Here is a 25,298-nt window from a genome sequence, read left to right as displayed (position 1 = left end):
AGCCTCTATGACTTTTCACCTATTTCTATAAAAAAAACCCAGCTAATTCAGCTGGGTTTTTGCTTTTTACTACTATCAATTAACTGTGACGTTTTGCAAAGTCATCCATAAAGTTAACCAAAGCTTGTACGCCATCTAATGGCACTGCATTATAAATACTTGCGCGCATACCACCTACAGAACGGTGACCTGCCAAGTTCAACAAACGGTTTTCTTCAGCTTCTTGCAAGAATTGTTTTTCCAGTGCGGCATCAGCCAAAGTAAACGGAACGTTCATAATTGAACGGTTTGCGCTATAAATTGGATTCGCGTAGAAATCGCTTGAATCGATATAACCGTATAATAATTTCGCTTTTTCTAGGTTAGCTTGATGAATCGCATCTACACCACCGTTTTGCAATAACCACTCAAACACTAAACCAGACAAATACCATGCATAAGTTGCAGGTGTATTCACCATGGAATCATTTTTTGCCTGTGCTGAATATTTCAAAATGCTTGGAATTTCAGGCTTGGCTTGATCAAGCAAATCTTCACGTACAATCACAATGGTTAAACCTGCTGGGCCAATATTTTTTTGCGCACCTGCATAAATCAGACCAAATTTAGATACATCTAAAGGTGCAGATAAAATGCTTGATGAGAAATCACATACCAACGGTTTGTCTGTTTCTGGAATATTGGCAAACTGCAAACCACCAATTGTTTCGTTATCTGCATAATGCACATAGGCAGCATCGGCAGATAAGTTCCATTGGCTTTGTTCGCTAATGGCATGCTTACCTTCAATCTGAATACCCGCTTCAACGACATGAATATCGCCATAGCGCTGCGCTTCTTTTAAGGCTTTTTCAGACCAAATACCCGTGTGGATATAATCTGCCTTGTTGTTTTTACCCAACAAATTCAATGGAATCGCAGAGAATTGTAGCGATGCACCACCCTGCAAGAACAATACTTTGTAGTTCTCAGGAATATTCATGAGTTTGCGCAGGTCTGCTTCCGCTTTTTCAGCCATGGCAACATAGTCGGCACTACGGTGGCTCATTTCCATGATCGAAAGACCTTTGCCATGCCAGTCAAGCATTTCAGCTTGAGCTTTTTCAAGTACGGCAGTCGGTAATGCTGCAGGACCAGCACAGAAGTTGTACGCGCGCATGATTTTTCCTTTCAGAGTGAAACACAATAAAATGATGGCATTTAACCATATCTGGCAGGGTCTTGCACAAAATTATTTCAATCTATGAGCCAAGATAGAGTCAAAAAATCAATGTAGATTCGAGGGATAAATTTACTAAATCAAAAAAAGAGGTTGAAATGTGTGCGACAATATCTGTCGCAAATTGATCAAAAAAACCACCCACTACTCCTAATTAAATGATATTTTAAATAAATATTAAAGGGGAAATAAACAATGACAACATTCTTCAATCACTTTAAGGTAGATAAAAATTTACTTGAAGTTGACTTCTTTGACCCTAATCTGGAAACAGATACTCGCTTATACATTGATAGTTATTATTTAACTCGTTGTGAGAACATACATTCCAAGTCTGCTCTGACTACTCAGCAAAATTTTATGAAATGTTTAATGGAAGCTCTTAAAGAAAAAGATGAAATTAAAGCAAGAAAATTATGCTCCCATTTTCCTGAGCCCAAATATACTGGCATTGGTGCAACTAAAGAAGGAGTAAATGGCAAAGGATCACACGATATTAAAGTTGAATATATACTCACATGCTTAAAGTCTTCTCAGGCAGCTCAGACAGGCTTATTAGAAGATCTTGAAGAATTAATATTAGTTGCAGATGGTATAGGTCCAGACACTATTTCAGATATAACGACTAGGGTCTGTTGACATTTCATAAATGGCTTGCGCTGTAGGCTAAAACTGAGCAGATCAGGCATGAAACGCAAGGAATAGCGAGATTATTGCTAAGTTTCATAACACAATCTGAGAAAGTTTTAGCCACAGCCTTTCAGGGCGAGCATATTTTTTGCTGCTATTGCGTTATGTGCCAGTCATTTAAAATGACTAAATTTCCTGTCCCATGCCTTATAGCAGCTAAAAAACCTTGCGAGATATATCTCTCATGCCGCAAACATAGACGAATTGTCAACAAACCCTAATATTTGCTTTAAACATTTTGCAGAATATACATTAGAACAATGTGAGAAATTAGGTATAGAAACGACTGAAACAAAAGAGGCTATTCATTTCTTTTGTGCAATCGATAACGAATGGAAAAAATCAAAATTTTCACTTCCTCACGCTCCTTGGGGGCCTAATAAAGTTGTTGGACCTGTAATTTTGTTACCTCAAAATATCTTGGAATCTATGATTAGCTATAAAACTAATTATTTTTTCACTAATATTAGACCTCTTGCGAAAGTAAAAAATTGTTTATACTCATCTCATGAAAAATGAAAATTTAACAAGATTTAATGATGAAGAATTTAAACGACTTGTTGGAGTTCCTCGTCCATTATTCTTAAAAATGGTATCAGTGTTACAACATGCTGAACTTGCCAAGAAAAAATCTGGAAGACCTCATTCGTTGTGTTTAGAGGATCAATTGTTGTTAACTTTAAATTACTTACGCTGTTATAGAACTCAAATTGAGTTATCCGCCGACTATAACCTAGCTGAAAGTAATGTGAATCGTACGATTCAGAAAGTTGAAAATGCTCTGATTCAATCACGGATTTTCGCATTGCCGAAAAGGAATCAAAAGTTTAATGAGGGGGATTATGTAATCGTTGATGTTACTGAGTCACAGATTGAGCGTCCCAAAAAAACAAAGAAAATTCTATAGTGGTAAAAAGAAGAAACATACGCTAAAAACACAGGTCATTTTTAACCCCCAATTAAAGCAAATTGTAAGTATACAGATTGAAGATGGCAGAAAACACGATCTGAACATTGCGCGTAAGCATTTGAAGGAGATGATTATTTATCCTTATATCATAGCAGATTTAGCCTATAAAGGATTTCATCAGATTAAGAGTAAGTTACTCATTCTAATCAAGAAACCTAACAATTTATCATTACCCCAAATAGCAAAACAGATCAACCAAGAAATCAGTCGGCGTAGGATCACAATTGAACATATCAACGGCAAACTTAAACATTTTCGGATATTAACAGAACGCCATAGAAATAGACGGAAACGATTTGGTCTAAGAATGAATTTAATTGCTGGAATGGTGAATTGGATGCTCTTAAATTAACTTTCGCAAGAGATCTATTGCCACCCCTTTATTTAAAGAAGAAGTTTTACGTAGAGATGCTTCAGCAAGCTTTATTTATTCTTTAAAATCTGGCGAGAAAAGAGTGAATGTAAAAAAATGCGAGAGCAACATCCTGAATTTCGAGGGGGGAAAAAGCAATATGGATGAATTAATCGCAAAAAATCAAAGACTTTTAAAAGAATATATAGAGAAAAAGTAGCTAAAAAACGCTATTTAAAAAGAAAAGGTAAAAAAAGAAGATTAGAGGACGCATAAGCGTGCTTTTTATAGACAAATGTACAAGAAACAATACTATAACTTTACACTAGTTCTATCTGCGAACCTTTGATTTATACTAGCGGGATAACATTACCAGCTTTAAATCAGTTTAGCGACTTTATGAACTTAAAGAAAAATAAAAGACAGCTTGTCTGGGGTTTAAATCTGCTTGCATCTATGATGTATGGCAGCTTTGCTCATGCACAGAGCATCAGCTTTCAGGATGCTGAACGTCAGTTGTTGCAAAATTCTTATAGCAGCCAAGCCTATCAAAGTCTGGAACAGGCTTCAAAACTTGAAGCTGAAGCAGTAAAAGGCGTAGGTCTGCCACGTGTCGACCTGAATGTTCGTGCTTATGCCTTTCACAGTGAAGTCGATATTCCATTAAAGCAATTTAAAAATAATCTGGAGAATTCACTCTCTCAAGGCGTGAATGGCCGGCTTAATGAGTGGGAGGCCAGTAATGGCGTGGATCTACCTGCAGGTATTACCGATCCACTGCGTGATGGACTTAACAATACTATTCATAGCGGAGTTGGTCTGATTCCGGATACGTCTAATGTCATCCTTGAAGATCAGGTGATTCGCCCCACTGTTTCCGTGATTATGCCAATATATACTGGAGGCCTCACCCGTAGTGCCAAAGAAATTGCCAATATTCAGGTCGGTCGTAGTCAGCTCAGCAACAAACAGCAGCAAGATACGCAGCGTTTTGAACTGATTCAAAGTTATTTTAATGTGCAGCTCCAAAAGCAATTGCATGCAGCTGCGCTGTTTAATCTGAATGCCATGCAGCAGCATTATCGCAATGCCTTAAAAATGGAACAGCAAGGTTTTATCAGTAAAGGCCAGCGTATGCAATTTGAAGTGGCACGTAATAATGCCGAGCGCAGCCAGCAAAATACGCAGGCCAATTTGAATGCTGCGCTGTTCCAGCTGAATAATCTGCTTCAGGAAAGTAGCATCACTGAGCTTTCGACGCCTTTATTTGTCAATAAAACCGAGCCACAGGCCTTAAATCATCTGCTAAAAACTTTTAGTCAGAACTCTGCGCTGATTCAAAAAATGCAGCTGGATACTCAATTAGCTCAAGCCAATGTCAAAGCCCAGCAAGCAGCTAAAAAACCGAATGTTTTTGCTTTTGGCGAATATAGTCTGGATCAAAATGAAAACTGGATTGTCGGAGTTGCCGCACGCTATAACCTGTTTTCTGGGATCGATAAAAACAAAAATATTCAGGCTGCCGAACTCAAACGCTCTGCCACAGAACTGCTCACTGCACGCACCCAGCAGGAAATTGAAAATCTGATTTATAAATCTTATAGCGAAGCACTCAGCGCACAGCAAAGTGATGCACTTCTGGCACAAAATTTGAAAGCCGCACAGGAAAATTTACGCATCCAAGAATTGTCCTTTAAAGAAGATATGGGCACCGCCATACAGGTCATCGATGCACAAAATATGCTGAGCGGACTACGAGCCGAAACTGCCTTGAATGCTTACAAATATGTGATGTCACTGGCCACACTATTACAAAGCCATGGCTCGATTGCAGAATTTCCGAACTACATCCAACATACCAACACTCACTATATTCGCTAATGGAGCCGAACATGAACGAAGATCAAAAACCCAATGATCCTGTGAATGAAGCGGCTTCATCCAGCGATACAGAAAAATCGCCTGCGCAACAGGTAGAAACAAAAACTGAAATAGAAAACAACGCGACGACTTCGACCGAGCAACAACAAGCTCCTGAAATCGCTAAAAAGAAAAAATATTTATTGCTGGCCCTGATTCCAGTTCTGCTGGCAGTCATCGCATTTGGATTATGGAAAAGCTACCAACCGGCTCCGCTTGAATTGCAGGGTCGTGTAGAAGCTGAAACAGTTCAGGTGGCGACCAAAGTGCCAAGCCGTATTGAAGAAATTTATGTAGAAGAAGGTCAGCGAGTCAAAAAAGGCGATGTGCTGGTGCGCTTAAACAGCCCGGAAATTCAGGCCAAAAAACAGCAAGCCGCAGCGGCTTTACAATCTGCGCTGGCCTTACAATCGACTGCTGAACGTGGCTCGCAAGAAGAAAATATCGCCAGCCTGTATGCCAACTGGCAATCGCTGAAAGCACAGCAAAATTTAGCCAAAGTTTCTTATGAGCGTGGTGCAAATTTATTTAAGGAAGGTGTGATTTCACGCCAGCGCCGTGATGAATTGTATGCAGCCAGTCAATCAGCGGCACAAATGACAGAAGCAGCGTATCAGCAATACGCACGTGCCAAACGTGGCAGCACCTCGCAGCAAAAGAGTTCTGCCGATGCACAAGTAGATATTGCCCAGGCTGCGCTGGATGAAGCCAATGCATTAGAGGCAGAAACCCAATTAGTAGCACCTGTAAACGGAACGGTGTCTAAAACCTATGGCAAAGTCTCGGAGCTGGTAGCCACCGCAGTCCCTGTGGTCAGCCTGATTGAAGATCAAATGTGGGTGAGCCTGAATATTCGTGAAGACCAATATGCCCCGTTTCAGAAAATGAGCAGTATTGAAGGTTATATTCCCGCCCTAGATAAAACCGCCACTTTTAAAATCAAGCAGATCAGTGCTGAAGGTGAATTTGCCACCATTAAGACCACACGCCAAACCGGCGGTTATGATGTGCGAAGTTTTAAGCTGCATCTTGTGCCCACACCAGCAATTTCTGAACTGAAAGTCGGGATGAGCGTGTTATTTAAACTGAAAGAGACCCGATAATGTGGACGGGTATATGGCGCGAACTGCGCTATCTGCTCAGCGAAAAATGGGATCTGTGTCTGGTCACGCTGGCACCTGCACTGGTGATTATTTTATTCAGCAGCATGTTTGCTCAAGGGAAATCGGATCATTTACCGATTGCGATTATTGATCAAGACCAGAGTGCGCTGAGTCAAAGCATTTATCAACATGTGGCGCTGAATCATACTCTTAAAATTGCTACGGTGTCGGAACAAACAGCTGAAATTGAGCGCCTGTTAAATCAAAATAAAATTTGGGGTTATATCCATATTCCAAGCGGTGCCGAGCAACGTCTGGTTCGTGCCCAGGATGCTGACATCAGTATTGCTTTTAACCAGAGTTATTTCAGTATTGGAAATACCATTTCCTCGGCCATGCTGGTCAGTACCCTACAAGCACTCGCTGAATTTAGCGGACAGCAATATCTGGGCAACCGACTCCCCTCTCTCGAAGCACCGTCACCGCATATTAAAATATCTCCGCTGTATAATCCGCAGCTGAATTATGAATTCTATCTGGAACCCTATGTCATTCCGGCAATTCTGCATTTACTGCTGTGTTGTTGTGTGGCATTTTCCGTCGGTCAGGAACTGAAGCGGCAGACCTTAACAAGCTGGATTAGCAACTCATCCATCTGGATGGCATTGCTGTCTAAGAACCTGATCTATGTGGCTATTTTTAGTCTATGGACCTGGATCTGGATGTTCTGGCTGATTGAAATTCGCGGCTGGTTTGTTGCCGGCTCGCTCGCTCTGATTCTATCGGCACAATTTCTGCTATATAGCGCTTATGCATTTTTAAGCAGTGCAGTGGTTCTGGCAACCAAAGATTTAAGTAAATCTTTTGGCATCATTGCGGTCTATGGTGGTTCATCTTTAAGTTTTGCCGGTGTGACTTTACCTTTAAATAATGCGCCCCTATTCACCCAGTTCTGGTCCAATATTATTCCGTTTACGCCCTATGCCAAATTACAAACTGAACAATGGGTGATTGGTAGTCCATTGCATATTTCACTGCAAGCTGGATTCATGCTGCTGATCTATGCCCTAGTTTACGCTCTGCTGGCTTATCTGTTTCTTAAAAAAATAGTTAAAGGAGCAGTCCAATGAAATCCCTCTGGTTTTACTATCTGCAAAGCTTTAAGGATATTGTCAGTCACGGCACGATCTTTACCACGCTTATTCTATCCGTCTTGTTTTACAGCTTTTTTTATCCAACCGCTTATCAGGCACAGCAGGCTGAAGCCTTACCGATTATTATTGTCGATGAAGAACAAAGTAACTTAAGCACCCGTATTATTGGTCAAGTGGCACAAAGCCCCAATGTGGAGATTGAGGCGATTACCGGCAATTTTTCCGAGGCCAAACAATGGGTGGAATCACAAAAAGCCGATGGTATTTTACTTCTGCCGGACAATTTATCGCAAAGCTTAAGGCATGGTGAAACAGGTGGCATTGGCCTGTATTTAAGTACAGCCAACTTTTTAGTAACCAAACAAATTGGTCTGGGCTTAGCCACATCAGTTGAGCAAACTTTGGCAGATTATACTGAACGCTTTGGCAAGGTCTCGGATTTTTCACCTGCCCTTTCTGTGCATCAAATTCCTTTATTTAATCCGCTGTCCGGCTATGGCAGCTATGTCTTTCCTGCGGTTGCACCTTTAATTATCCACCAAACCATTCTTTTGGGTTTGAGTATGCTGATTTTGGTATATCGGGAAAGAAAAATAGAATTAAACACAAATGCATTGATTGGGATGTGTTTAGCGGTCTTCACCATTGGTTGTCTGGGATGTTTCTATTTATTCGGCTTTAGCTTCTGGCTATTTGATTATCCGCGCGGTGGCAACCTGCTCGGGATGCTGCTGGCTGTTGCGGTTTTTATCTACACGATAATTGGCATGACCTGCTTATTTGCTAGTTTTCTGGATCTGCCGGAACGTGCGGGGCATGTCATTGTATTCACTTCTATTCCACTGTTCTTTTTATCTGGTGCGGCCTGGCCGCATGCTGCCATGCCCACCTGGATGCAAGTCGTTGGCGAAATCCTGCCCTCTACCCAAATTGTGCAGATGTTTATTCAACTCAATCAGATGGGTGTGCCTACAACACTGATCTTGCCTAAATTGCTCTATCTTGGAATGATCGGTAGCTTGTGCTTTTTTTTGGCTTATCGACGTTTAATTTCTGGTCATCAAAGCAGATAGAGCATTATAGCAATGCTCCTATTCCACTTATTTACCCGATTCGCCAAAGACTTGAATATTGAAATTACGAATCTTGTTGCTACCATTCGGCTTGTCAAAACTAACATCATACTGAACCAGATTTTCCGGATAGGCAATTTCATAGCTGACCTTATATTGCCCAAGCTGATTGGTTGCTTCTTCAATCTCTTTGGTCATTAAAGTCTTAGACTTGTATTCACCTTGAGGAATTGAACGTGAAAAGCGTTTCATCAGCTTTTCATTGTCCTTAAACTGGGTTTGCAACTGCGGCTCTAACTGATCCAAAAACTCGTCATACTTCCCATCACGCAAATCCTCATAGGCTAGCTGTGCCGCCTTTTCCTGTTCAGGACTCGGATCTGGAATATTGTCCATTGAATTACAGCCACTCAATGCAACCGCTGCTGCCAACAACATTAATTTGGTTTTCATCGCTTACCCTTATGCAGTCAACGTTTATAAAAAAGGACGCCGAAGCGCCCTTTTTATCAGTAAAAAACCTATTCTTCTACTGAATTTTCACCGTCTTTTTCCACTTGCTCAGTTTCAGCAACTGCATCCGTTTCAGCCACTAAAGATTCTGCACCTTCAATCGCTTCAACAAACTCGTCTTCTTCAACAGCTTCAATCGCTTCTACACCCACCAGTGTTTCGTTTTCACCCAAGCGGATTAAACGTACACCTTGTGCATTACGACCTGTTTGCGCCACTTCAGAAGCGCGAGTACGCACTAATGTACCGCCATCAGAAATCAGCATCAGTTCTTTGCTTTCATCAATAGCAACTGCACCGACCAATTCACCATTACGTTCAGAGGTCTTAATGGCAATCACACCTTTACCACCACGTTTTTTGGTTGGGAAGTCGTCTACAGGTGTACGCTTACCATAACCATTCGCCGAAGCACACAAAACTTCGCCTGTTTCTGGTACTACGACTAGCGATACGATACGGCTGATGAGTGCTGAATATGAACTGTCTTCATCATCGCCATCGACTTCTACATCTTCGACATCTTCAACTTGTGCTGAACCGAAGCTGACACGCATACCACGTACGCCTTTGGCCGCACGACCCATTGAACGTACATCGGTTTCAGCAAAACGAATCGCTTTACCTTCATTGGAGAACAACATAATTTGCTGTTCGCCATCGGTAATTGCAACACCAATTAAAGTGTCTTCTTCATTCAATTCAATGGCACGTAAACCATTCGAACGTACGTTACTGAATTGTTCCAATTCAACACGTTTCACTGTACCTGATGCCGTTGCCATAAAGACATAAAAGTTTTTACGCAAGGCTTCTGCTTGTGATGCAAATTCTGCAATGATCTCATCGTCTAAATCGGTTGCAGAAAGCTCTACACCCAATTGTTTCAATTGCACACGCAATGCATCAGATAAATCATCACCATCTGCTAATTCAGCAAAGGCAGCTTCTAATTCTGCATAATGTGCAGCAATGATTGCGTTGGTTTGTATATGTGTAGCATTGGCTTTTACATAGCTACGGAAGTCTGCCAAACGCTCGGTAAATTTCTTCGGTGCATCAATGACAGGTAAAATCGCGGTGATGGTTTCATTGGCATCTAATGGCAATAAGTTCACCATTGGACGACCTTTCGCACCACGCGATGCCTGTGGCACTTCAAACACTTTCAGACGGTACACTTTACCCACATCGGTAAAGCACAGCACCGTTGCATGGTTAGATGTCACGATTAAATGCTGCACATAATCATCTTCTTTCATCGACGTTGCAGATTTACCACGACCACCACGACGCTGCGCTGCGTAATCTGATAATGGTTGAGTTTTTGCATAACCTGTTTGTGATACTGTCAGTACCACTTGTTCTTCTGGGATTAAATCTTCACGCGAGAAATCAATGCGAGATTCTACAATTTCAGTACGACGTGCATCGCCATATTGCTGTAAAACTTGCGCCAACTCTTCACGAATCACGCCCATCAACAAATTAAAGTCATTCAAAATTGCAGTTAATTCAGCAATTTGTGCCAAAATTTCAGAATATTCTGCATGTAACTTGTCTTGTTCTAGACCTGTTAAACGATGCAAACGTAATTCTAAAATTGCGGTCACTTGCGCAGGTGATAAACGATAGACCTGACCATCTAAACCAAACGGGCGGTTAGGGTCTTCGCCTTCAATTTCATCTGGACGTACAGAAACTGAACCTGCTTTTTCCAATAACGCAACTACACCACCTGCTGCCCACTCGCCTGCCTGTAAACGCTCACGCGCTTCGGCTGGGTTGGCAGAAGATTTAATCGTTTCGATGATGGCATCAATATTGGCCAACGCAACGGTTAAGCCTTCTAAGATGTGTCCACGTTCACGCGCTTTACGCAACTCGAACATGGTACGGCGGGTCACTACTTCTTGGCGGTGACGAATAAATGCCGCAATAATATCTTTCAGGTTCATCAATTTTGGCTGACCATTGTCTAGGCAGACCATGTTGATGCTGAATGAGTTTTCTAACTGCGTATTTAAGAACAGGTTATTCACAATCACTTCAGCGTTTTCACCACGCTTCAGATCAATTGCAATACGCATCCCTTCTTTATCAGACTCATCACGTAATTCTGAAATACCTTCGAGTTTCTTCTCTTTCACCAGTTCAGCAATACGCTCAATGGTTTTGGCTTTGTTGACCTGATAAGGGATTTCAGTAAAGACGATGGTGGTACGACCAGATTTTTGATCTTCTTCAAAATGGTACTTACCACGAATATGCAAACGGCCTTTACCTGTACGGTAAGCATCAACAATGCCTGATTTACCGTAAATAATACCGCCTGTAGGGAAGTCTGGACCTGTGATATGTTCCATCAACCCTTCAATTGAAATATTTGGGTTGTCTGCATAAGCCAAACATGCATGCACCACTTCAGTCATGTTGTGCGGTGCCATATTGGTCGCCATACCTACAGCAATACCTGCAGCACCATTGACCAATAGGTTTGGAATACGAGTAGGCATCACTTGAGGAATACGCTCAGAGCCGTCGTAGTTATCTTCCCAATCGACAGTGTCCTTTTCTAAATCGGCCAACAGTTCATGAGTAAGTTTGCGCATACGGACTTCGGTATAACGCATGGCTGCGGCACTATCGCCATCAATCGAACCGAAGTTACCCTGACCATCGACCAATTGATAACGCAAACTGAAATCTTGCGCCATACGAACAATTGTTTCGTAAACTGCAAAATCACCGTGAGGGTGATATTTACCGATGACGTCACCGACTACACGGGCAGACTTTTTGTAAGCTTTGTTGTAGTCATTGCCCAATTCGTGCATTGCGAATAGCACACGACGATGCACAGGTTTTAGACCATCTCGTACATCTGGCAGCGCACGTGACACAATCACGCTCATCGCATAGTCTAAATACGAGTGCTTGAGTTCATCCTCAATGGCAATCGGTCTAATTTCCGATACGCTCATGCATACTCCTTATTCTGCAAACAAATTTTGCTTGCATTTTATATGTCGTAAAACTTGCAAATGATTAGCCTGAAATGCAGGCTAAAAATAAAAACTAGCGAAAAATTATAGCATATACGCCTGTGTTTTTGTGCTTCAGAGATGATCTTAATCTTGTTAATTTACTTAAATTTAACGGTGATTTTTTAGGCAAAAAAATATTCACACCCAAGAAACAAAAGTGCGTCATATTTTTAAGAGTCACGTCAAAATATCTTCAACATATACTTGCTCGATATGTACCCACATATACGCTAAGTTCACATAATGTACTTAAAACCAATCACTGCATCTAAATTAAAAAAGACAATAAAAAACGCCCCTATGCTATTCACATAGAGGCGTTTTTGACTGTGTTCAGTAATTAGATTTTAGATACTAACTCTGGAACAACAGTGTTCAAATCACCCACTAACCAGTAGTCTGCTACTGCATTAATTGGTGCTTCTTCGTCTTTGTTGATTGCAACAATCACTTTAGAGTCTTTCATACCTGCCAAGTGCTGAATCGCACCAGAGATACCCACAGCGATGTACAAATCAGGTGCAACAATTTTACCTGTTTGACCTACTTGCATGTCGTTTGGTACGAAGCCAGCATCTACTGCTGCACGTGAAGCACCTTGTGCTGCACCAAGTTTATCCGCTAATGGATCAAGCACTTTGTGATAGTTCTCACCAGAACCTACACCACGACCACCTGAAACCACAATACGCGCTGCTGTTAACTCTGGACGCTCTGATTTCACAATTTCTTCAGATACGAACTTAGAAATACCCGCATCACCTTGTGAAGCAGCAGCTTCAACTGCTGCTGAACCACCTTCTGCAGCAACAGGGTCAAATGCTGTACCACGTACAGTACCCACCACAATCGCTTCTGAAGATTCTACAGTCGCAATTGCGTTACCTGCATAAATTGGACGTTTGAATGTCTTTGCAGAATCTACAGCGACGATGTCTGTGATCATGCTAACGTCAAGAAGTGCAGCCGCACGCGGTAAAATGTTTTTACCTGTTGTTGTAGAGGCAGCAAGGATATGGCTATAACCTTTGCCTAATTCTGCAACAAGTTTTGCTACGTTTTCAGCCAATTGGTTTGCATAAGCCGCATCGTCAGCAAGTAATACTTTGCTTACGCCTGCAACTTTAGCTGCTTGGTCTGCAACTGCTTGTGCACCAGAACCCGCAACCAATACAGTGATATCACCACCGATTTTTTGAGCTGCAGCAACAACGTTTAATGTTGCACCATTTAGTGCTTTATTGTCGTGCTCAGCGATAACTAAAATACTCATGATTTTTATCCTTCTGTATTAGATCACTTTCGCTTCGTTTTTCAATTTTTCTACAAGCTCATCTACAGATTTCACTTGTACGCCCGCTTTACGCTCAGCAGGTGCTTCAACTTTTACAGTTTTCAGCTTAGTACCTGTTGCAACGCCATAATCTGCAGGAGATTTGGTGTCTAGCGGTTTTTTACGTGCTTTCATGATGTTTGGAAGTGCCGCATAACGTGGCTCATTCAAACGTAAGTCAGTGGTGATGATTGCAGGAAGTGCAAGCTCAACAGTTTGTAAACCACCGTCAATTTCACGTGTTACCTGAACTTTGTCGCCATCTACTTTTACTTCTGAAGCAAAAGTACCCTGACCTGCACCAAGTAAAGCGCCTAGCATTTGACCAACTTGGTTAGAGTCGTCATCAATAGCTTGCTTACCCAATAAAATAAGTTGTGGTTGTTCTTGTTCAACAACACCTTTTAAGATTTTAGCCACTTCAAGTGCACCAATCTCATCGGCTGTTTCAACCAAAATACCACGGTCTGCACCAAGCGCCATTGCAGAACGAATTTGTTCCTGCGCTTCTTTAGGACCAATGGATACCACTACGATTTCTGAAACAGTTCCTTTTTCTTTTAAACGAACCGCTTCTTCCACTGCGATTTCACAGAATGGGTTAATTGACATCTTAACGTTAGTTAGGTCAACTCCACTATTATCCGGCTTAACGCGAACTTTAACGTTGGCATCTACCACACGTTTTACAGCAACAAGAGCCTTCATGTAATCCTCGGCTGTTTTAGCAAAAGTAAATATTGAGAAAAGTTAATAATAACTCTTCGCTTTAAATTTTTTAGGTGTCCTATCTTGCTATGTGATCGGCATTTCGGTCAAGTCAGAATTGTCTAAACAAGGCTAAAAATGCCGAAAATTAACTGAACGATGCGTTCATACTTTTTTATTTCTAAAAATTAACAAACCAAGCGACGATTATATAAGCAATTTTAAGCTTTGATTTATATTATGTTTTTTATTTATTTCCCTCATCAACAAGATTGATTGAAATGCAATTCAAATTGAGTTCCGCCTACAATTTAAGCAAAGTTCCTTACATAAAACCCCATAATCTGACTGTCATTAAAGATAGAAAACTTTATTTTTTGCAGTATTTTTTCAGATATAAATGCTCTTTTAAAATGTGACTGCTGGTTCACAAAACTGTATTCAGCAGTTTATTGGGTATGAAATAAACAATCTGTTTTATTTTGATGGATATTTATGCGCTTTCACCACGCCACCTCCCAGATAAAGGACATAAAAAAACTCAGCTTAAACTTGCTGAGTTTCTAAAAAGTCACGGTGGATATGACTTAAATCTATCAATTCATAGGCCTGTAAATTAAAAATTTCCCAAACTGCAATAAAATCTTCTTTTACATCTATTTTACTGCTTGCATTTGGGCGTGCTTGCCACTGCTGATCTGAAATCCATAAATAGCTTTGTTGCGTTTGCGGATGAATCGCCTGCATTTTACCTTCAGCATTAATACCCTGCACCAAACAATCGGCAGCTAGTTCTTGCTCGATCATCGGCAAGCTTATTTCGACAAAATGTTTCACTTGACGCAAGCCATAACCTGCAAAAATTTCTTTTTGGCTTGGGCTTAATTGTTCATATTTTTCTTGAAGATTCGAAATCATGGTTTTGCCTATCATTTGATATCCAAAGTGTTATGCAGTGGAACAAAAAATAATGTCATCCATGTCTATTATTCGTGTGACCCACTCTTTCTGCTTCTTTATACTGCATAACGCACTTTTTTATTATTCTACAATAGTTGCAATGACATCTTGGTGAAAGCACTTTTACTTAAAGTATTAAGTACAGCACAAAGGCTTTACAACTGACTGTGAGAAAAATATTTGCAGTATGAAATAGCTATATTTTAACTTGCAAAAATAATGCCGACTTTAGGTAAAGCTTTACTTTTTACTCGCACGTGGATGTGCCTGATCATAAACTCGCGCTAACTGATCAAAATCGACATGGGTATAAATTTGCGTGGTGCTTAAATTGCTATGCCCAAGCATTTCTTGGACTGCACGTATATCCCCACTATTCGACAGCATGTGACTTGCAAAACAATGTCGCAATAAGTGCGGATGCAAATCGACATTAACGCCCGCACGCTGCGCCTGAAACTTCACCCGATTTTCAATTTGGCGTGCTTTTAAAGGTTCACCTTTTTGAGTAATAAACAATGCTGCATCGGGTACAAAATCGCCCTGCCATAAAGGGTAAATCTGCAGCCATTGCATCACCGCATCTTTGGCTTTGCGACCAAAAGGCACTATACGGGTTTTATTGCCTTTACCCGTAATGCGCAGCAATTGACGGTTAAAATCTAAATCGCGGATACGTAAACTTTGTACCTCTGCTAGGCGCAAACCACTCGAATAGAGCAATTCTAAAATCGCTTTATCGCGTCGCCACATTTGTTGTTGTACTTCAGTTTCAGGTTCAGGCTGATCCAAAATTTGATGAATCGTTTCAATATCAATCAAACCCGGCAAAGGTCGTGGCTGACGTTTTAGCTGAAAATTATCAATTGGATTAAATTGTAAATACTGCCCTTGCTCGGCCCATTTCATAAACTGACGAATCGCTGACAACATGCGCTGTAAACTGCTGCTATTTAACTGTTGCTGTTCTACTTTTTGCGCTAAATAATGGCGCAAATCTGCAGCCTCTACATCATATAAGGCAAGTTGTTGTTGCTCACAAAAGCTAAAAAAATCGTTTAAATCGCGTGCGTAGGCTTTTAACGTATGCGGTGACTGCTGTTGTATTTCTCGTTCTTTGAGCCACATCTTTAATAGTTGCTGCGGATCGTACATTACTTAGGCTCCAATTGAGCGCCTAAATCCAACTGAGATAAATAAGCAGAGATATATTTGGCCGCCTGATCTGCGTGTTCTTCTATAAACAAATGATCACCGCCTTGAACAATTTTTAGCTCAGCTTGTGGGAGTTGTTGCTGCAAAAACTCACCTACCGCGATTGGACTAATAAGGTCTTGATCACCCCACAACAATAAGACTGGAATTTGAATCTTACACAGTTCAGCCGTGTAATTGGCCTTTGCTCCCACAAACCAGTCTGGATAATTCAAATATTGATTTTGATAAGCCTGTCGCCAATCTTCAAGCTGAAAACTACTCAAATCTATGCCACCTGATGTCGCAGCCAATACCAATCCTTTAATTTTTTCTGGATATTGCAACGCTGCAGCGACAGCAAAAATACCGCCCATCGACTGTGCAATTAAAACGCTATCAGCTGGAATCTGATTTAGCACATAAGTCTGTAGACTATCAAAATCATGTACAAATGGATGTGCAGGCTGATATCCAAATTCTGGATAAGCCACAATGTTTGCATTTGACTGAGGCAGTTTTTCAATTAGAGGATGAAAAAATGCGGTATTGCCTGAAGCGCCTGGTAAAAAGATCAATTGCGGCATATAGCGTTGTAAATTTTTAGAATAACTTTTAATACAGCATACCCGAACAGTACTGCAAGATACAAAAAAAGCACTATTATAAAATAGTGCTTTTCAGCAGATTTATGACGCATGCCTATTCGAGTACGTCATCAACCTTGAAAATAACTTAAATCTAAACGGCCATGGTAGACGTTTGCGGTTGGGCCTGTCATCCACACCACATCTCCCTCACGCCATTCAATTTGCAACTTACCACCAGCCAGTTCAATTTCAACTGAATTAGCCAATAAGCCACGACGCATACCTGACACTGCTGCCGCACAGGCGCCTGTACCACAAGCCAAAGTTTCCCCTACGCCACGCTCAAAAACACGTAAACGGGCATGTTTTTCGTCAATAATTTGCATAAAACCTGCATTGACACGCTGCGGGAAACGCTCGTGTGATTCCACTTGTGGGCCAATCCCTGCAACATCTGCAGTCAGAACATCAGGCACAATGGTCACAGCATGTGGGTTGCCCATATTCACCACATCAATGGTCAAAGCAGCACCCTCTTTTAAAGCGATGTCATATAAATTATCTGGTTCATCGGCAATAAAAGGAATTTCTTGCGGTAAGAATTTAGGGTAGCCCATATTCACCCGCACCCAACCATTTTGACCAAGTTCAGGTTCTACAATACCCGCTTTGGTCTGCACCTTGATTTTGGTCTTAGTAGTTAACTGACGTTCATGCACAAAACGGGCAAAACAACGCACACCATTGCCACACTGCTCCACTTCAGAGCCATCGGCATTGAAAATGCGATATTTAAAATCCACATTCGGCAAATCAGGTGGTTCCACAATCAGCAATTGATCAAAACCAATGCCAAAGTGGCGGTCTGCAAGGCGCTGAATCGTCAGTGCATCCAAATACGCCCGCTGACTGATGAGATCAACCACCATGAAATCATTGCCCAAACCATGCATTTTGGTAAATTCTAATAACATCTCGAATTCCCCTTATGGCAATAAACGCTCTCTTTCCCACAAAGATTCAATGCTTTCACGTTCACGAATTAAGTGTGCCTGATCTGCATCGACCATCACTTCGGCCGCACGACCACGAGTGTTGTAGTTAGAGCTCATCACAAAACCGTATGCACCCGCACCCATCACGGCCAAAATGTCATTTTCAGCAATCGCCAATTCACGGTCTTTACCCAAGAAATCGCCTGTTTCACAGATTGCACCCACCACATCCCATGCTTTGCTTTCAACATCGGTACGTGGAGTCACTGGCTGAATATCCATCCACGCTTCATACAATGCAGGGCGGATTAAGTCATTCATTGCCGCATCAATAATCGCAAAATTACGATGTGTGGTCGGTTTCAATAAATCAACCTTAGTCAGCAATACTCCCGCATTGGCAGAAATACTACGGCCTGGCTCCATATACACTTTAAGACCTAACTTTTCTAAAGCTGGGCGCAAAGCATTGGCATATTCTTCAACGCTTGGTGGTGTTTCATCTTTATAGGTCACACCCAAACCACCACCAATATCAATGTGTTTCAGTTGAATACCCATTTCTTTTAGGGTATCAATCATCACAATGACACGATCCAAAGCATCCACAAAAGGTTGTGTTTCGGTCAATTGTGAACCGATGTGACAGTCAATGCCGACAATATCCAAGTTTGGCAAAGACGCTGCATATTCATAGGTGCTGTACACAGAATCTGACGGAATCCCGAATTTATTTTCTTTTAAACCTGTAGAAATATAAGGATGAGTTTTGGCATCTACATCTGGATTAACGCGTAATGAAATTGGCGCTTTCACATTCATTTGAGCCGCAACTTTTTGAATACGGTCTAATTCTGCATGTGATTCTACATTAAAGCAGGCAATGCCCACTTCTAGGGCTTTTTGAATATCAGCTTCAGTTTTACCTAAACCTGAAAATACAATTTTCGATGCATCACCTCCTGCTTTGAGCACACGCGCCAACTCACCGCCTGTCACAATATCAAAGCCTGCGCCCAATTTAGCCAATACATTCAATACCGCAATATTCGAGTTCGACTTTACCGCAAAACAAATTTGATGGTCGATAAAGTGAAAAGCACGATCCATATCTAAATAATGTTTTTCAAAAGTTGCTTTTGAATAAACATAAAGTGGCGTGCCAAATTGCTGTGCGAGTTGTTGTAGCGAACATTGCTCGGCATGCAAAACCCCTTGAATACGGGTAAAACTCATGAATGTATCCTTTTCTAGAAAGCGTTAAGGTGTAGTCGATGTAGATGTTGCAGGTGAAGCAAACTGCTGTTGTACAGGTGCTGCCTGCTCAGAAGCTTTTTCAGATGGTTTAACACTTTGTGGTGCATGATCTGGATATAACAAATATTTTGCTCGTTTGTCATAGTTTGGATCATTGGGAAGCTGTAATGCCCCAGACTGACCACAACCGACCAAAAGTACTGTTGTGAACACAACACTCGCGCAGCAAATGACTGTACGCATCTGACCACCTATAAAATATTTTCGATGAAGTATAACGTGATCACCGCTGTGACCAAAGTGCTAAAACACAGAGATTATCTTGAGCTTTGTAAAAATACCAGCAATCACAATATTTTTTCTACAGACATTTATTCACCCTGTACAGTCAGTATTATTGCGACTTATGACACAGATAAAGTGAATTATATTTCAAGGCATCAATTGTCAAAATCCAAAAACTATGCAAAAAATAGGGCGTGCTTTAAACCACGTTCTTTTAACAGGAAGTTTTAAAGACTGGCATATCACTTGCTTAATTTTTACAACTGTTCAATTACAGCCAATTTTAAGCATTTATAACACTGCGTTTATAAGAAGAAATTTATGCAAAATTTACAATCGATCATGGAAACCTTAAGCGGCTGGGTCTGGGGTCCATATATGCTCATTCTCATTGTGGGAACGGGTGTTTTCCTTACCTTCCGTTTATTGTTCTGGCAATTCCGCATGCTGCCTCTGGCTTTTAAACAAGTCTTTTGCAAACATGACAAAGCTGAAAAAGAACCTGGCGATATTTCACATTTCGCCTCACTGATGACCGCACTCTCTGCCACCATTGGTACAGGGAATATTGCGGGTGTCGCAACTGCCTGTGTACTCGGTGGCCCAGGCGCCGTTTTCTGGATGTGGATGACTGCGCTATTTGGTATGGCGACCAAATACGGTGAAGGTGTACTGGCAGTTAAATATCGAATTAAAAATGAAAAAGGGCAAATGTCAGGTGGCCCAATGTACTACATTGAACGCGGACTAAAATGGAAATGGTTGGCGATTATCTTTGCCTTTTTTGGCACAGTCGCCTCGTTTGGAATTGGTAGTTCAGTACAATCCAACACCGTAGCTTTAGCAGTTGAAATTAGCTTAGGTGTAGAAACTTGGATTACTGGCGTGGTAATTACCGTATTTTCTGCATTGGTGATTTTGGGCGGAATTAGCTCGATTTCCAAAGCATCTTCGGTGATTGTTCCGATTATGGCCATTCTGTATGTTACAGGCGGTTTAATTATTATCCTGAATAATTTACACCTTGTCGTGCCTGCATTTGAGCTAATTTTCCGTGATGCCTTTACTGGTGAAGCAGTTGCGGGCGGTGCAATTGGTGCAGTAATTCGTTACGGGGTTGCACGTGGCGTATTCTCCAACGAAGCAGGGATGGGTTCTGCCCCAATTGCTGCTGCGGCTGCAAAAACCGACCACCCTGCGCGTCAAGGTTTAGTGTCTATGACAGGTACCTTCATTGATACCATTATTGTCTGTAGCATCACGGGGATTGTTTTGGTCATGGGCTTCATTATGGCAGGTAATAGCTTTGGTGGTGCAACAGGTGCTGTACTCACCACACAGGTTTTTGACCAGTTATTACCTGGTTTCGGTGGCTGGGTGGTAACTTTCGGCATCATCTTCTTTGCCTACTCCACTATTTTAGGTTGGAGCTATTATGGTGAAAAATGCTGTACTTATTTATTCGGCGAAAAATACGTGTTGATTTACCGCTTAATTTATATTGCTTCAGTGTTCATTGGCACCATCGCCACCCTAGATTTAGTCTGGTTATTTGCCGATACCTTTAATGGTTTAATGGCTGTACCAAACTTAATTGCCTTGTTGTTACTGTCTGGTGTGATTGCCAAAGAATCCAAAGACTTTATTGCGAAGCGCAAATCTGGCGAGTTGTATTAAATAAGCCCAATTCATTGAATTATTCCGTTCAAATCATAAATCATACAATCACCCACGTGGTTGTATGATTTTCCATGAAAAATCCAGATAACATTCATTTCGCGAACATTCCTCTGTATGCTGTAGTCAGTTTTTAATTGATGCAATGACTGGGTTATGGCAAAAGTAAAAAGTGTCTATCGCTGTGAACAATGTGGTGCAGATCATCCTAAATGGGCAGGTCAATGTTCAGAATGTGGGGAATGGAACTCACTTCATGAGGTCAGTATTGCCCCTGCGGTGACGCATCGTGCCCAACCTAAAATGGGCGGTGGCTATGCAGGACAAGCGGCCGCCATTACCACGCTTAATAAAGTGTCTGTATCGCACGAAACCCGTTTAACAACAGGCATTGGGGAATTTGACCGTGTTTTGGGTGGCGGTTTGGTTACGGGCTCTGTGGTACTGATTGGTGGAGATCCTGGTATCGGGAAATCGACCATTTTGCTACAAACTGCGACTCACATGGCGGCTGCCAATAACACCGCTTTATATATCACAGGTGAGGAATCTCTTTCGCAAGTGGCGTTACGCGCTCAACGCTTAGACTTACCCACCGATCAACTGAAAGTCATGGCAGAAACCTGTGTCGAACGGATTTGTGAAGTTTTGGCGCATGAACGCCCTGCGGTAGCCATTCTGGACTCGATTCAAACTTTATATACCGAAACGTTGCAGTCTGCTCCAGGTGGTGTTTCACAAATTCGTGAATCAGCTGCCTTGCTGACTCGTTTTGCTAAAAATAGTGGCACTGCGCTGTTTATTGTCGGTCATGTGACCAAAGAAGGGGCTTTAGCGGGGCCGCGCGTCCTTGAACACATGGTCGATTGCGTCTTGTATTTTGAAGGACAGTCAGACTCACGCTACCGTATGATTCGAGCAGTCAAAAACCGTTTCGGTGCAGTGAATGAACTGGGCGTTTTTGGCATGACCGATAAAGGCTTACGCGAGGTTGCCAATCCATCTGCGATATTTTTGAGCCGTTATGATGAGGCAATTCCAGGTTCTATTGTCATGATTAGCCGCGAAGGAACGCGACCACTTTTAGTTGAAGTACAAGCTTTGGTGGATGATGCACATGGTCAGCCTAGACGTGTGGCTTTAGGTCTGGAACAAAACCGTCTGAATATGCTATTGGCGGTGATGCATCGGCATGGCGGCGTACAAACTTCAGGGCAAGATGTGTATGTGAATGTGGTCGGCGGCTTAAAAATTACCGAAACAGGTTCAGACCTTGCTGTACTACTTGCCTGTGCTTCTAGCTTGCGTGGCAAAGCCCTGCCACAACAATTGGCAGTATTTGGTGAGGTCGGTTTATCGGGTGAAATCCGCCCAGTACCAAATGGTCAGGAACGCTTAAAAGAAGCTATTAAACACGGATTTAAATATATTATTGTGCCGCGTGGCAATGCCCCACAAAAAGCCATTGCAGGTGTGCAAATTATTGCGGTGGCGCGTTTGCATGAAGCCTTAACTGAAGCCATGAATTTAAGTGAAAACTTAGGTTAAATCCTTGGATGATATTTTTTCAGTTTCAAGAAAAAATATCATATTTATATTGAAATTCGCAGCAAATGCCTGCATAAATACACAGCTTAACTTTATTTTAATATAGGAAAATTTGATGGAAGTTCGACAGCGTGGTTTGATCGCAGCAATGCTCACAGCGACTTTATTGGTAGCTCCGTTAGCAGCAGAAGCAAAACGTGCAGGTGGCGGTAAAAGCCATGGCATGAGTCGTTCGGCTGCTCCAACTCAGTCTTACCAACAACCTCGTCAAACAACGCCAGCACAACAACCAACAACTGCACCAGCACAGCAAAAATCTGGTCCAGGCGTAGGTGGTATGGTTGCTGCAGGTGTTGCAGGTGCGGCAATTGGTGCGGTTGCTGCCAATGCCTTGGCCGATGATCAAGCTGCAAGTGCTGCCGAAGCGCAAGAGGAAAAAGGCGGTATTCCAAGCTGGATTTGGATTTTACTCGCTGCTGCTGTTGCCTTCTTCATTTTCCGTAAGATGGGCGCAAAAAAAAAACTAACGCCTAATCCGTATGCGCCAAATAGCGGTGCCAATCAGGCACCGTTTGCGCAAACTCCAGCAAATGCTGCTCCGCGTAACGACTACACCAATATTTTTGGTCAGTCTGTAGGTGGTTCTGCAACTGCAACACAAGCTCCTTTTAGCCAAGCAGCAAATAACAATGCTCCTTTCGGCACAGCTTATACCAACAGTGGCAACCAATTGCCTGATGGTTCTGAGCCTGCCGCTTTCTTACGTGTTGCACGTCAGCGTTTTAACCATATTCAGTCTATGAATACGGCAAGCAATATTGCAGAAATTCAGCGTTATTTAACACCTGATTTATATCAGTCAATGTATCAAGATATTATGGCGAACCAAGACCAAGATGTAGCAGAGTTTTCTAACTTGAATGCAATGGTGGTCGATTCAGCAACTGAAAATGGTCAATATGTAGTGAGTGTACGCTTTACTGGTACGGTCAGCGAAGACCTGAACAGCCTACCGCAGCCATTTACAGAAATCTGGCACTTTGTAAAACCTGCAGGTTCAAACCAAGACTGGTTAGTGGCAGGTATTCAACAAGAGCAATAATTTCAAAATAATTTAAAACAGCGGTCTAGGCCGCTGTTTTTTATATCTATCTTTTATCAGACAGAGCTTCTATTCAAAAACTTCTTTGCAATTTTGCTCTCTCTTTTATTCTTATCCAGCATAAATTAAAGAAAAACCTAGTAGTTAAGAGAATGCAGCTTTGATACTGAATAAACATATTAAACAGGACTTCAATATCTTCTAGGTTCTGCTCTGGATTGAGGCAGGACAACATCTTGATATTTACTGATAAACCCATAAACTTAAATACGGCATCGCTTCGATTTATACAAAAGTGAATACATTTAGGCGATTACAGCAACTTCGGTCAGATTCCTGTCACACAAAAAAGCCCTGCTACTGGCAGGGCTTTTTTACGGATGATCAATACATTATTCAGGCAATGGAATAAATTGCTTATCGGTATTTTGAACTTTGCGCTCACCGACTGCGACTTCCAAATCTAAAGCTTCTTCACCACGTTCAACTGAAACAGTCACCGTCGTATGCGGTGCTTGTGCAGCAACATAATTAATTAAATGCGAGGTTGAAGTAATCGCTTCATCATTCACTTTTAAAATTTTGTCACCACGTTTTAAACCTGCTTCTGCTGCAGGGCCACCGCGCAGTACATCAGCAACCACTACACCGCCTTGTGCAGGTTCTAAAATGTTGTCTTGTTGCACAGGCAACAAACTAATACCTAACCAACCACGAACCACACGTCCATCTTTTAAAATCGAGTTTAAAACCTGCTGACAGACTTGTGCAGGAATTGCAAAGCCGATGCCCAATGAACCACCTGATTGCGAGAAAATTGCCGTATTTACCCCAATCAAATTCCCTGCCACATCAATCAATGCACCACCTGAGTTACCTGGATTAATTGCTGCATCGGTTTGAATGAAATCTTCATAGGTATTAATACCCAAGTCAGAACGTCCTGTCGCAGAAATAATCCCTTGAGTCACGGTTTGTCCCACACCAAATGGGTTACCAATCGCAAGTACGACATCGCCCACTTCATTGCCACTCAGTTTAAATGGCAATACAGGCAGTTTTTCTAGATCAATTTTAATGACCGCTAAGTCTGTGTCTGGGTCAGTTCCAACAACTTTTGCAACCGCACGGCGTCCATCGTGCAAAGCCACGACAATTTGTTCAGCCTGCGCGATCACATGATTATTCGTTAAAATATAACCATCTGGACGAACAATGACCCCAGACCCCAAACTGTTTTCATTTGGGCCTTGCTTAAATTGATCGGGTAACTGATTGCCAAAAAATTCACGAAATGCAGGGTCATTTAACAATGGATGATCCATTTGTTTCACTTTTTGTGTGGTAAAAATATTTACCACCGCAGGCGCTGCCACTTTAACCGCAGCGCTATACGACACCACCCCACCTGTCCGTGTTGTATCAATTAATGGTTCAACTTTCTCGGCAGGCATTGTGACCCCATCGGCAGCCACAGGCGCTTTCGGTTTTTGCAGTTGTTGCCAAGTCACAAAGCCAATAATAACCAGAATGAGTAACACCCAAGGTAACCAGGTAAAGGTCCGGCGCACGTTTTGTACCTCTAAGTAAATTTTTTTTGATGATTAA

Annotated in this window: 22 protein-coding genes; 10 read left to right on the top strand and 12 right to left on the bottom strand. The window is 41.9% G+C overall.

Going from position 1 to position 25,298, the window contains the following annotated elements:
* Nucleotides 1–79 precede the first annotated feature (79 nt).
* On the bottom strand, nt 80–1,159 hold the full coding sequence (gene serC, locus FTU66_RS01280) for a 3-phosphoserine/phosphohydroxythreonine transaminase (protein WP_180112194.1): 1,080 nt from the start codon (nt 1,157–1,159) through the stop codon (nt 80–82).
* Nucleotides 1,160–1,414: 255 nt separating this feature from the next.
* Between serC and FTU66_RS01275 the strand changes: the two genes are divergently transcribed.
* The 7 genes from FTU66_RS01275 to FTU66_RS01245 all read left to right on the top strand — a co-directional run bounded on the left by FTU66_RS01275 (nt 1,415) and on the right by FTU66_RS01245 (nt 8,481).
* Nucleotides 1,415–1,858 carry a hypothetical protein gene (locus tag FTU66_RS01275; protein ID WP_180008359.1) on the top strand — a complete coding sequence of 148 codons (444 nt, stop codon included), beginning with the start codon at nt 1,415–1,417 and terminating at the stop codon, nt 1,856–1,858.
* Nucleotides 1,859–2,113: 255 nt separating this feature from the next.
* Complete coding sequence (locus FTU66_RS01270) at nt 2,114–2,428, top strand: hypothetical protein (RefSeq protein ID WP_180112193.1); 315 nt, start codon at nt 2,114–2,116, stop codon at nt 2,426–2,428.
* Nucleotides 2,418–3,231 (top strand): IS5 family transposase gene (locus FTU66_RS01265; RefSeq protein ID WP_180112192.1). Its coding sequence is split into 2 segments (ribosomal slippage): nt 2,418–2,804 and nt 2,806–3,231, totalling 813 coding nucleotides; the frame shifts between segments, so codons are not numbered across the junction. Before FTU66_RS01270 ends, FTU66_RS01265 begins: the two co-directional genes overlap by 11 nt.
* Before the next feature lie 399 nt (nt 3,232–3,630).
* Nucleotides 3,631–5,112 (top strand): TolC family protein, encoded by a 1,482-nt coding sequence (locus FTU66_RS01260; RefSeq protein WP_168370507.1) that lies wholly within the window; start codon nt 3,631–3,633, stop codon nt 5,110–5,112.
* Nucleotides 5,113–5,123: 11 nt separating this feature from the next.
* Nucleotides 5,124–6,254, top strand: a complete 1,131-nt coding sequence (locus FTU66_RS01255; protein ID WP_180064437.1) for an HlyD family secretion protein — start codon at nt 5,124–5,126, stop codon at nt 6,252–6,254.
* Entirely contained in the window at nt 6,254–7,384 is a 1,131-nt protein-coding gene (locus FTU66_RS01250) for an ABC transporter permease (RefSeq protein WP_004971855.1), read from the top strand. Before FTU66_RS01255 ends, FTU66_RS01250 begins: the two co-directional genes overlap by 1 nt.
* On the top strand, nt 7,381–8,481 hold the full coding sequence (locus tag FTU66_RS01245) for an ABC transporter permease (protein WP_096901141.1): 1,101 nt from the start codon (nt 7,381–7,383) through the stop codon (nt 8,479–8,481). Before FTU66_RS01250 ends, FTU66_RS01245 begins: the two co-directional genes overlap by 4 nt.
* 27 nt (nt 8,482–8,508) lie before the next feature.
* Here the strand turns inward: FTU66_RS01245 and FTU66_RS01240 are convergent, their stop codons facing one another.
* From FTU66_RS01240 to FTU66_RS01195, 10 genes are all read right to left on the bottom strand, one after another.
* Nucleotides 8,509–8,934, bottom strand: a complete 426-nt coding sequence (locus FTU66_RS01240) for a DUF3887 domain-containing protein (protein WP_096901142.1) — start codon at nt 8,932–8,934, stop codon at nt 8,509–8,511.
* A 68-nt stretch (nt 8,935–9,002) separates the two neighbouring features.
* Complete coding sequence (gyrA, locus tag FTU66_RS01235) at nt 9,003–11,978, bottom strand: DNA gyrase subunit A (protein WP_180112191.1); 2,976 nt, start codon at nt 11,976–11,978, stop codon at nt 9,003–9,005.
* Between the two features lie 403 nt (nt 11,979–12,381).
* Nucleotides 12,382–13,314: an electron transfer flavoprotein subunit alpha/FixB family protein gene (locus tag FTU66_RS01230; protein ID WP_131261593.1), complete on the bottom strand. Its 933-nt coding sequence runs from the start codon at nt 13,312–13,314 to the stop codon at nt 12,382–12,384.
* Between the two features lie 18 nt (nt 13,315–13,332).
* Entirely contained in the window at nt 13,333–14,082 is a 750-nt protein-coding gene (locus tag FTU66_RS01225; RefSeq protein ID WP_096901145.1) for an electron transfer flavoprotein subunit beta/FixA family protein, read from the bottom strand.
* A 546-nt stretch (nt 14,083–14,628) separates the two neighbouring features.
* Complete coding sequence (locus FTU66_RS01220; RefSeq protein WP_180112190.1) at nt 14,629–15,000, bottom strand: hypothetical protein; 372 nt, start codon at nt 14,998–15,000, stop codon at nt 14,629–14,631.
* A 282-nt stretch (nt 15,001–15,282) separates the two neighbouring features.
* Nucleotides 15,283–16,197, bottom strand: coding sequence for a site-specific tyrosine recombinase/integron integrase (gene xerA / locus FTU66_RS01215; protein WP_004971874.1), 915 nt, complete (start codon nt 16,195–16,197; stop codon nt 15,283–15,285).
* Nucleotides 16,197–16,823 carry an alpha/beta fold hydrolase gene (locus FTU66_RS01210; protein WP_180112189.1) on the bottom strand — a complete coding sequence of 209 codons (627 nt, stop codon included), beginning with the start codon at nt 16,821–16,823 and terminating at the stop codon, nt 16,197–16,199. The genes xerA and FTU66_RS01210 overlap by 1 nt, the downstream gene beginning before the upstream one ends.
* Before the next feature lie 131 nt (nt 16,824–16,954).
* Complete coding sequence (dapF, locus tag FTU66_RS01205; protein ID WP_168417746.1) at nt 16,955–17,800, bottom strand: diaminopimelate epimerase; 846 nt, start codon at nt 17,798–17,800, stop codon at nt 16,955–16,957.
* A gap of 12 nt (nt 17,801–17,812) precedes the next feature.
* Entirely contained in the window at nt 17,813–19,057 is a 1,245-nt protein-coding gene (gene lysA, locus FTU66_RS01200) for a diaminopimelate decarboxylase (RefSeq protein WP_180112188.1), read from the bottom strand.
* Nucleotides 19,058–19,081: 24 nt separating this feature from the next.
* Nucleotides 19,082–19,321 carry a lipoprotein gene (locus FTU66_RS01195; protein ID WP_180112187.1) on the bottom strand — a complete coding sequence of 80 codons (240 nt, stop codon included), beginning with the start codon at nt 19,319–19,321 and terminating at the stop codon, nt 19,082–19,084.
* Nucleotides 19,322–19,684: 363 nt separating this feature from the next.
* Between FTU66_RS01195 and FTU66_RS01190 the strand changes: the two genes are divergently transcribed.
* From FTU66_RS01190 to FTU66_RS01180, 3 genes are all read left to right on the top strand, one after another.
* Nucleotides 19,685–21,040 (top strand): sodium:alanine symporter family protein, encoded by a 1,356-nt coding sequence (locus FTU66_RS01190; protein WP_180112186.1) that lies wholly within the window; start codon nt 19,685–19,687, stop codon nt 21,038–21,040.
* Between the two features lie 156 nt (nt 21,041–21,196).
* Nucleotides 21,197–22,588, top strand: coding sequence for a DNA repair protein RadA (gene radA, locus FTU66_RS01185; RefSeq protein WP_104853204.1), 1,392 nt, complete (start codon nt 21,197–21,199; stop codon nt 22,586–22,588).
* Between the two features lie 115 nt (nt 22,589–22,703).
* Nucleotides 22,704–23,690 carry a Tim44 domain-containing protein gene (locus FTU66_RS01180; RefSeq protein WP_180112185.1) on the top strand — a complete coding sequence of 329 codons (987 nt, stop codon included), beginning with the start codon at nt 22,704–22,706 and terminating at the stop codon, nt 23,688–23,690.
* A 392-nt stretch (nt 23,691–24,082) separates the two neighbouring features.
* Here the strand turns inward: FTU66_RS01180 and FTU66_RS01175 are convergent, their stop codons facing one another.
* Entirely contained in the window at nt 24,083–25,261 is a 1,179-nt protein-coding gene (locus tag FTU66_RS01175; RefSeq protein WP_180112184.1) for a trypsin-like peptidase domain-containing protein, read from the bottom strand.
* Between the last annotated feature and the right edge of the window lie 37 nt (nt 25,262–25,298).

It is taken from the genome of Acinetobacter sp. YH12131 (assembly GCF_013418635.1).
Classification (GTDB): Bacteria; Pseudomonadota; Gammaproteobacteria; order Pseudomonadales; family Moraxellaceae; genus Acinetobacter; species Acinetobacter towneri.
Note: the sequence above shows the minus strand (reverse complement) of the source record. Positions and strands in the feature narration are given on the sequence as shown.

Bases quoted from the DNA above. Each gene is read 5' to 3' on its own strand.
- serC (WP_180112194.1), bottom strand. From the start codon at position 1,159: ATGCGCGCGTACAACTTCTGTGCTGGTCCTGCAGCATTACCGACTGCC.
- FTU66_RS01275 (WP_180008359.1), top strand. From the start codon at position 1,415: ATGACAACATTCTTCAATCACTTTAAGGTAGATAAAAATTTACTTGAA.
- FTU66_RS01260 (WP_168370507.1), top strand. From the start codon at position 3,631: ATGAACTTAAAGAAAAATAAAAGACAGCTTGTCTGGGGTTTAAATCTG.
- FTU66_RS01255 (WP_180064437.1), top strand. From the start codon at position 5,124: ATGAACGAAGATCAAAAACCCAATGATCCTGTGAATGAAGCGGCTTCA.
- FTU66_RS01250 (WP_004971855.1), top strand. From the start codon at position 6,254: ATGTGGACGGGTATATGGCGCGAACTGCGCTATCTGCTCAGCGAAAAA.
- FTU66_RS01245 (WP_096901141.1), top strand. From the start codon at position 7,381: ATGAAATCCCTCTGGTTTTACTATCTGCAAAGCTTTAAGGATATTGTC.
- FTU66_RS01240 (WP_096901142.1), bottom strand. From the start codon at position 8,934: ATGAAAACCAAATTAATGTTGTTGGCAGCAGCGGTTGCATTGAGTGGC.
- gyrA (WP_180112191.1), bottom strand. From the start codon at position 11,978: ATGAGCGTATCGGAAATTAGACCGATTGCCATTGAGGATGAACTCAAG.
- FTU66_RS01230 (WP_131261593.1), bottom strand. From the start codon at position 13,314: ATGAGTATTTTAGTTATCGCTGAGCACGACAATAAAGCACTAAATGGT.
- FTU66_RS01225 (WP_096901145.1), bottom strand. From the start codon at position 14,082: ATGAAGGCTCTTGTTGCTGTAAAACGTGTGGTAGATGCCAACGTTAAA.
- FTU66_RS01220 (WP_180112190.1), bottom strand. From the start codon at position 15,000: ATGATTTCGAATCTTCAAGAAAAATATGAACAATTAAGCCCAAGCCAA.
- xerA (WP_004971874.1), bottom strand. From the start codon at position 16,197: ATGTACGATCCGCAGCAACTATTAAAGATGTGGCTCAAAGAACGAGAA.
- FTU66_RS01210 (WP_180112189.1), bottom strand. From the start codon at position 16,823: ATGCCGCAATTGATCTTTTTACCAGGCGCTTCAGGCAATACCGCATTT.
- dapF (WP_168417746.1), bottom strand. From the start codon at position 17,800: ATGTTATTAGAATTTACCAAAATGCATGGTTTGGGCAATGATTTCATG.
- lysA (WP_180112188.1), bottom strand. From the start codon at position 19,057: ATGAGTTTTACCCGTATTCAAGGGGTTTTGCATGCCGAGCAATGTTCG.
- FTU66_RS01195 (WP_180112187.1), bottom strand. From the start codon at position 19,321: ATGCGTACAGTCATTTGCTGCGCGAGTGTTGTGTTCACAACAGTACTT.
- FTU66_RS01190 (WP_180112186.1), top strand. From the start codon at position 19,685: ATGCAAAATTTACAATCGATCATGGAAACCTTAAGCGGCTGGGTCTGG.
- radA (WP_104853204.1), top strand. From the start codon at position 21,197: ATGGCAAAAGTAAAAAGTGTCTATCGCTGTGAACAATGTGGTGCAGAT.
- FTU66_RS01180 (WP_180112185.1), top strand. From the start codon at position 22,704: ATGGAAGTTCGACAGCGTGGTTTGATCGCAGCAATGCTCACAGCGACT.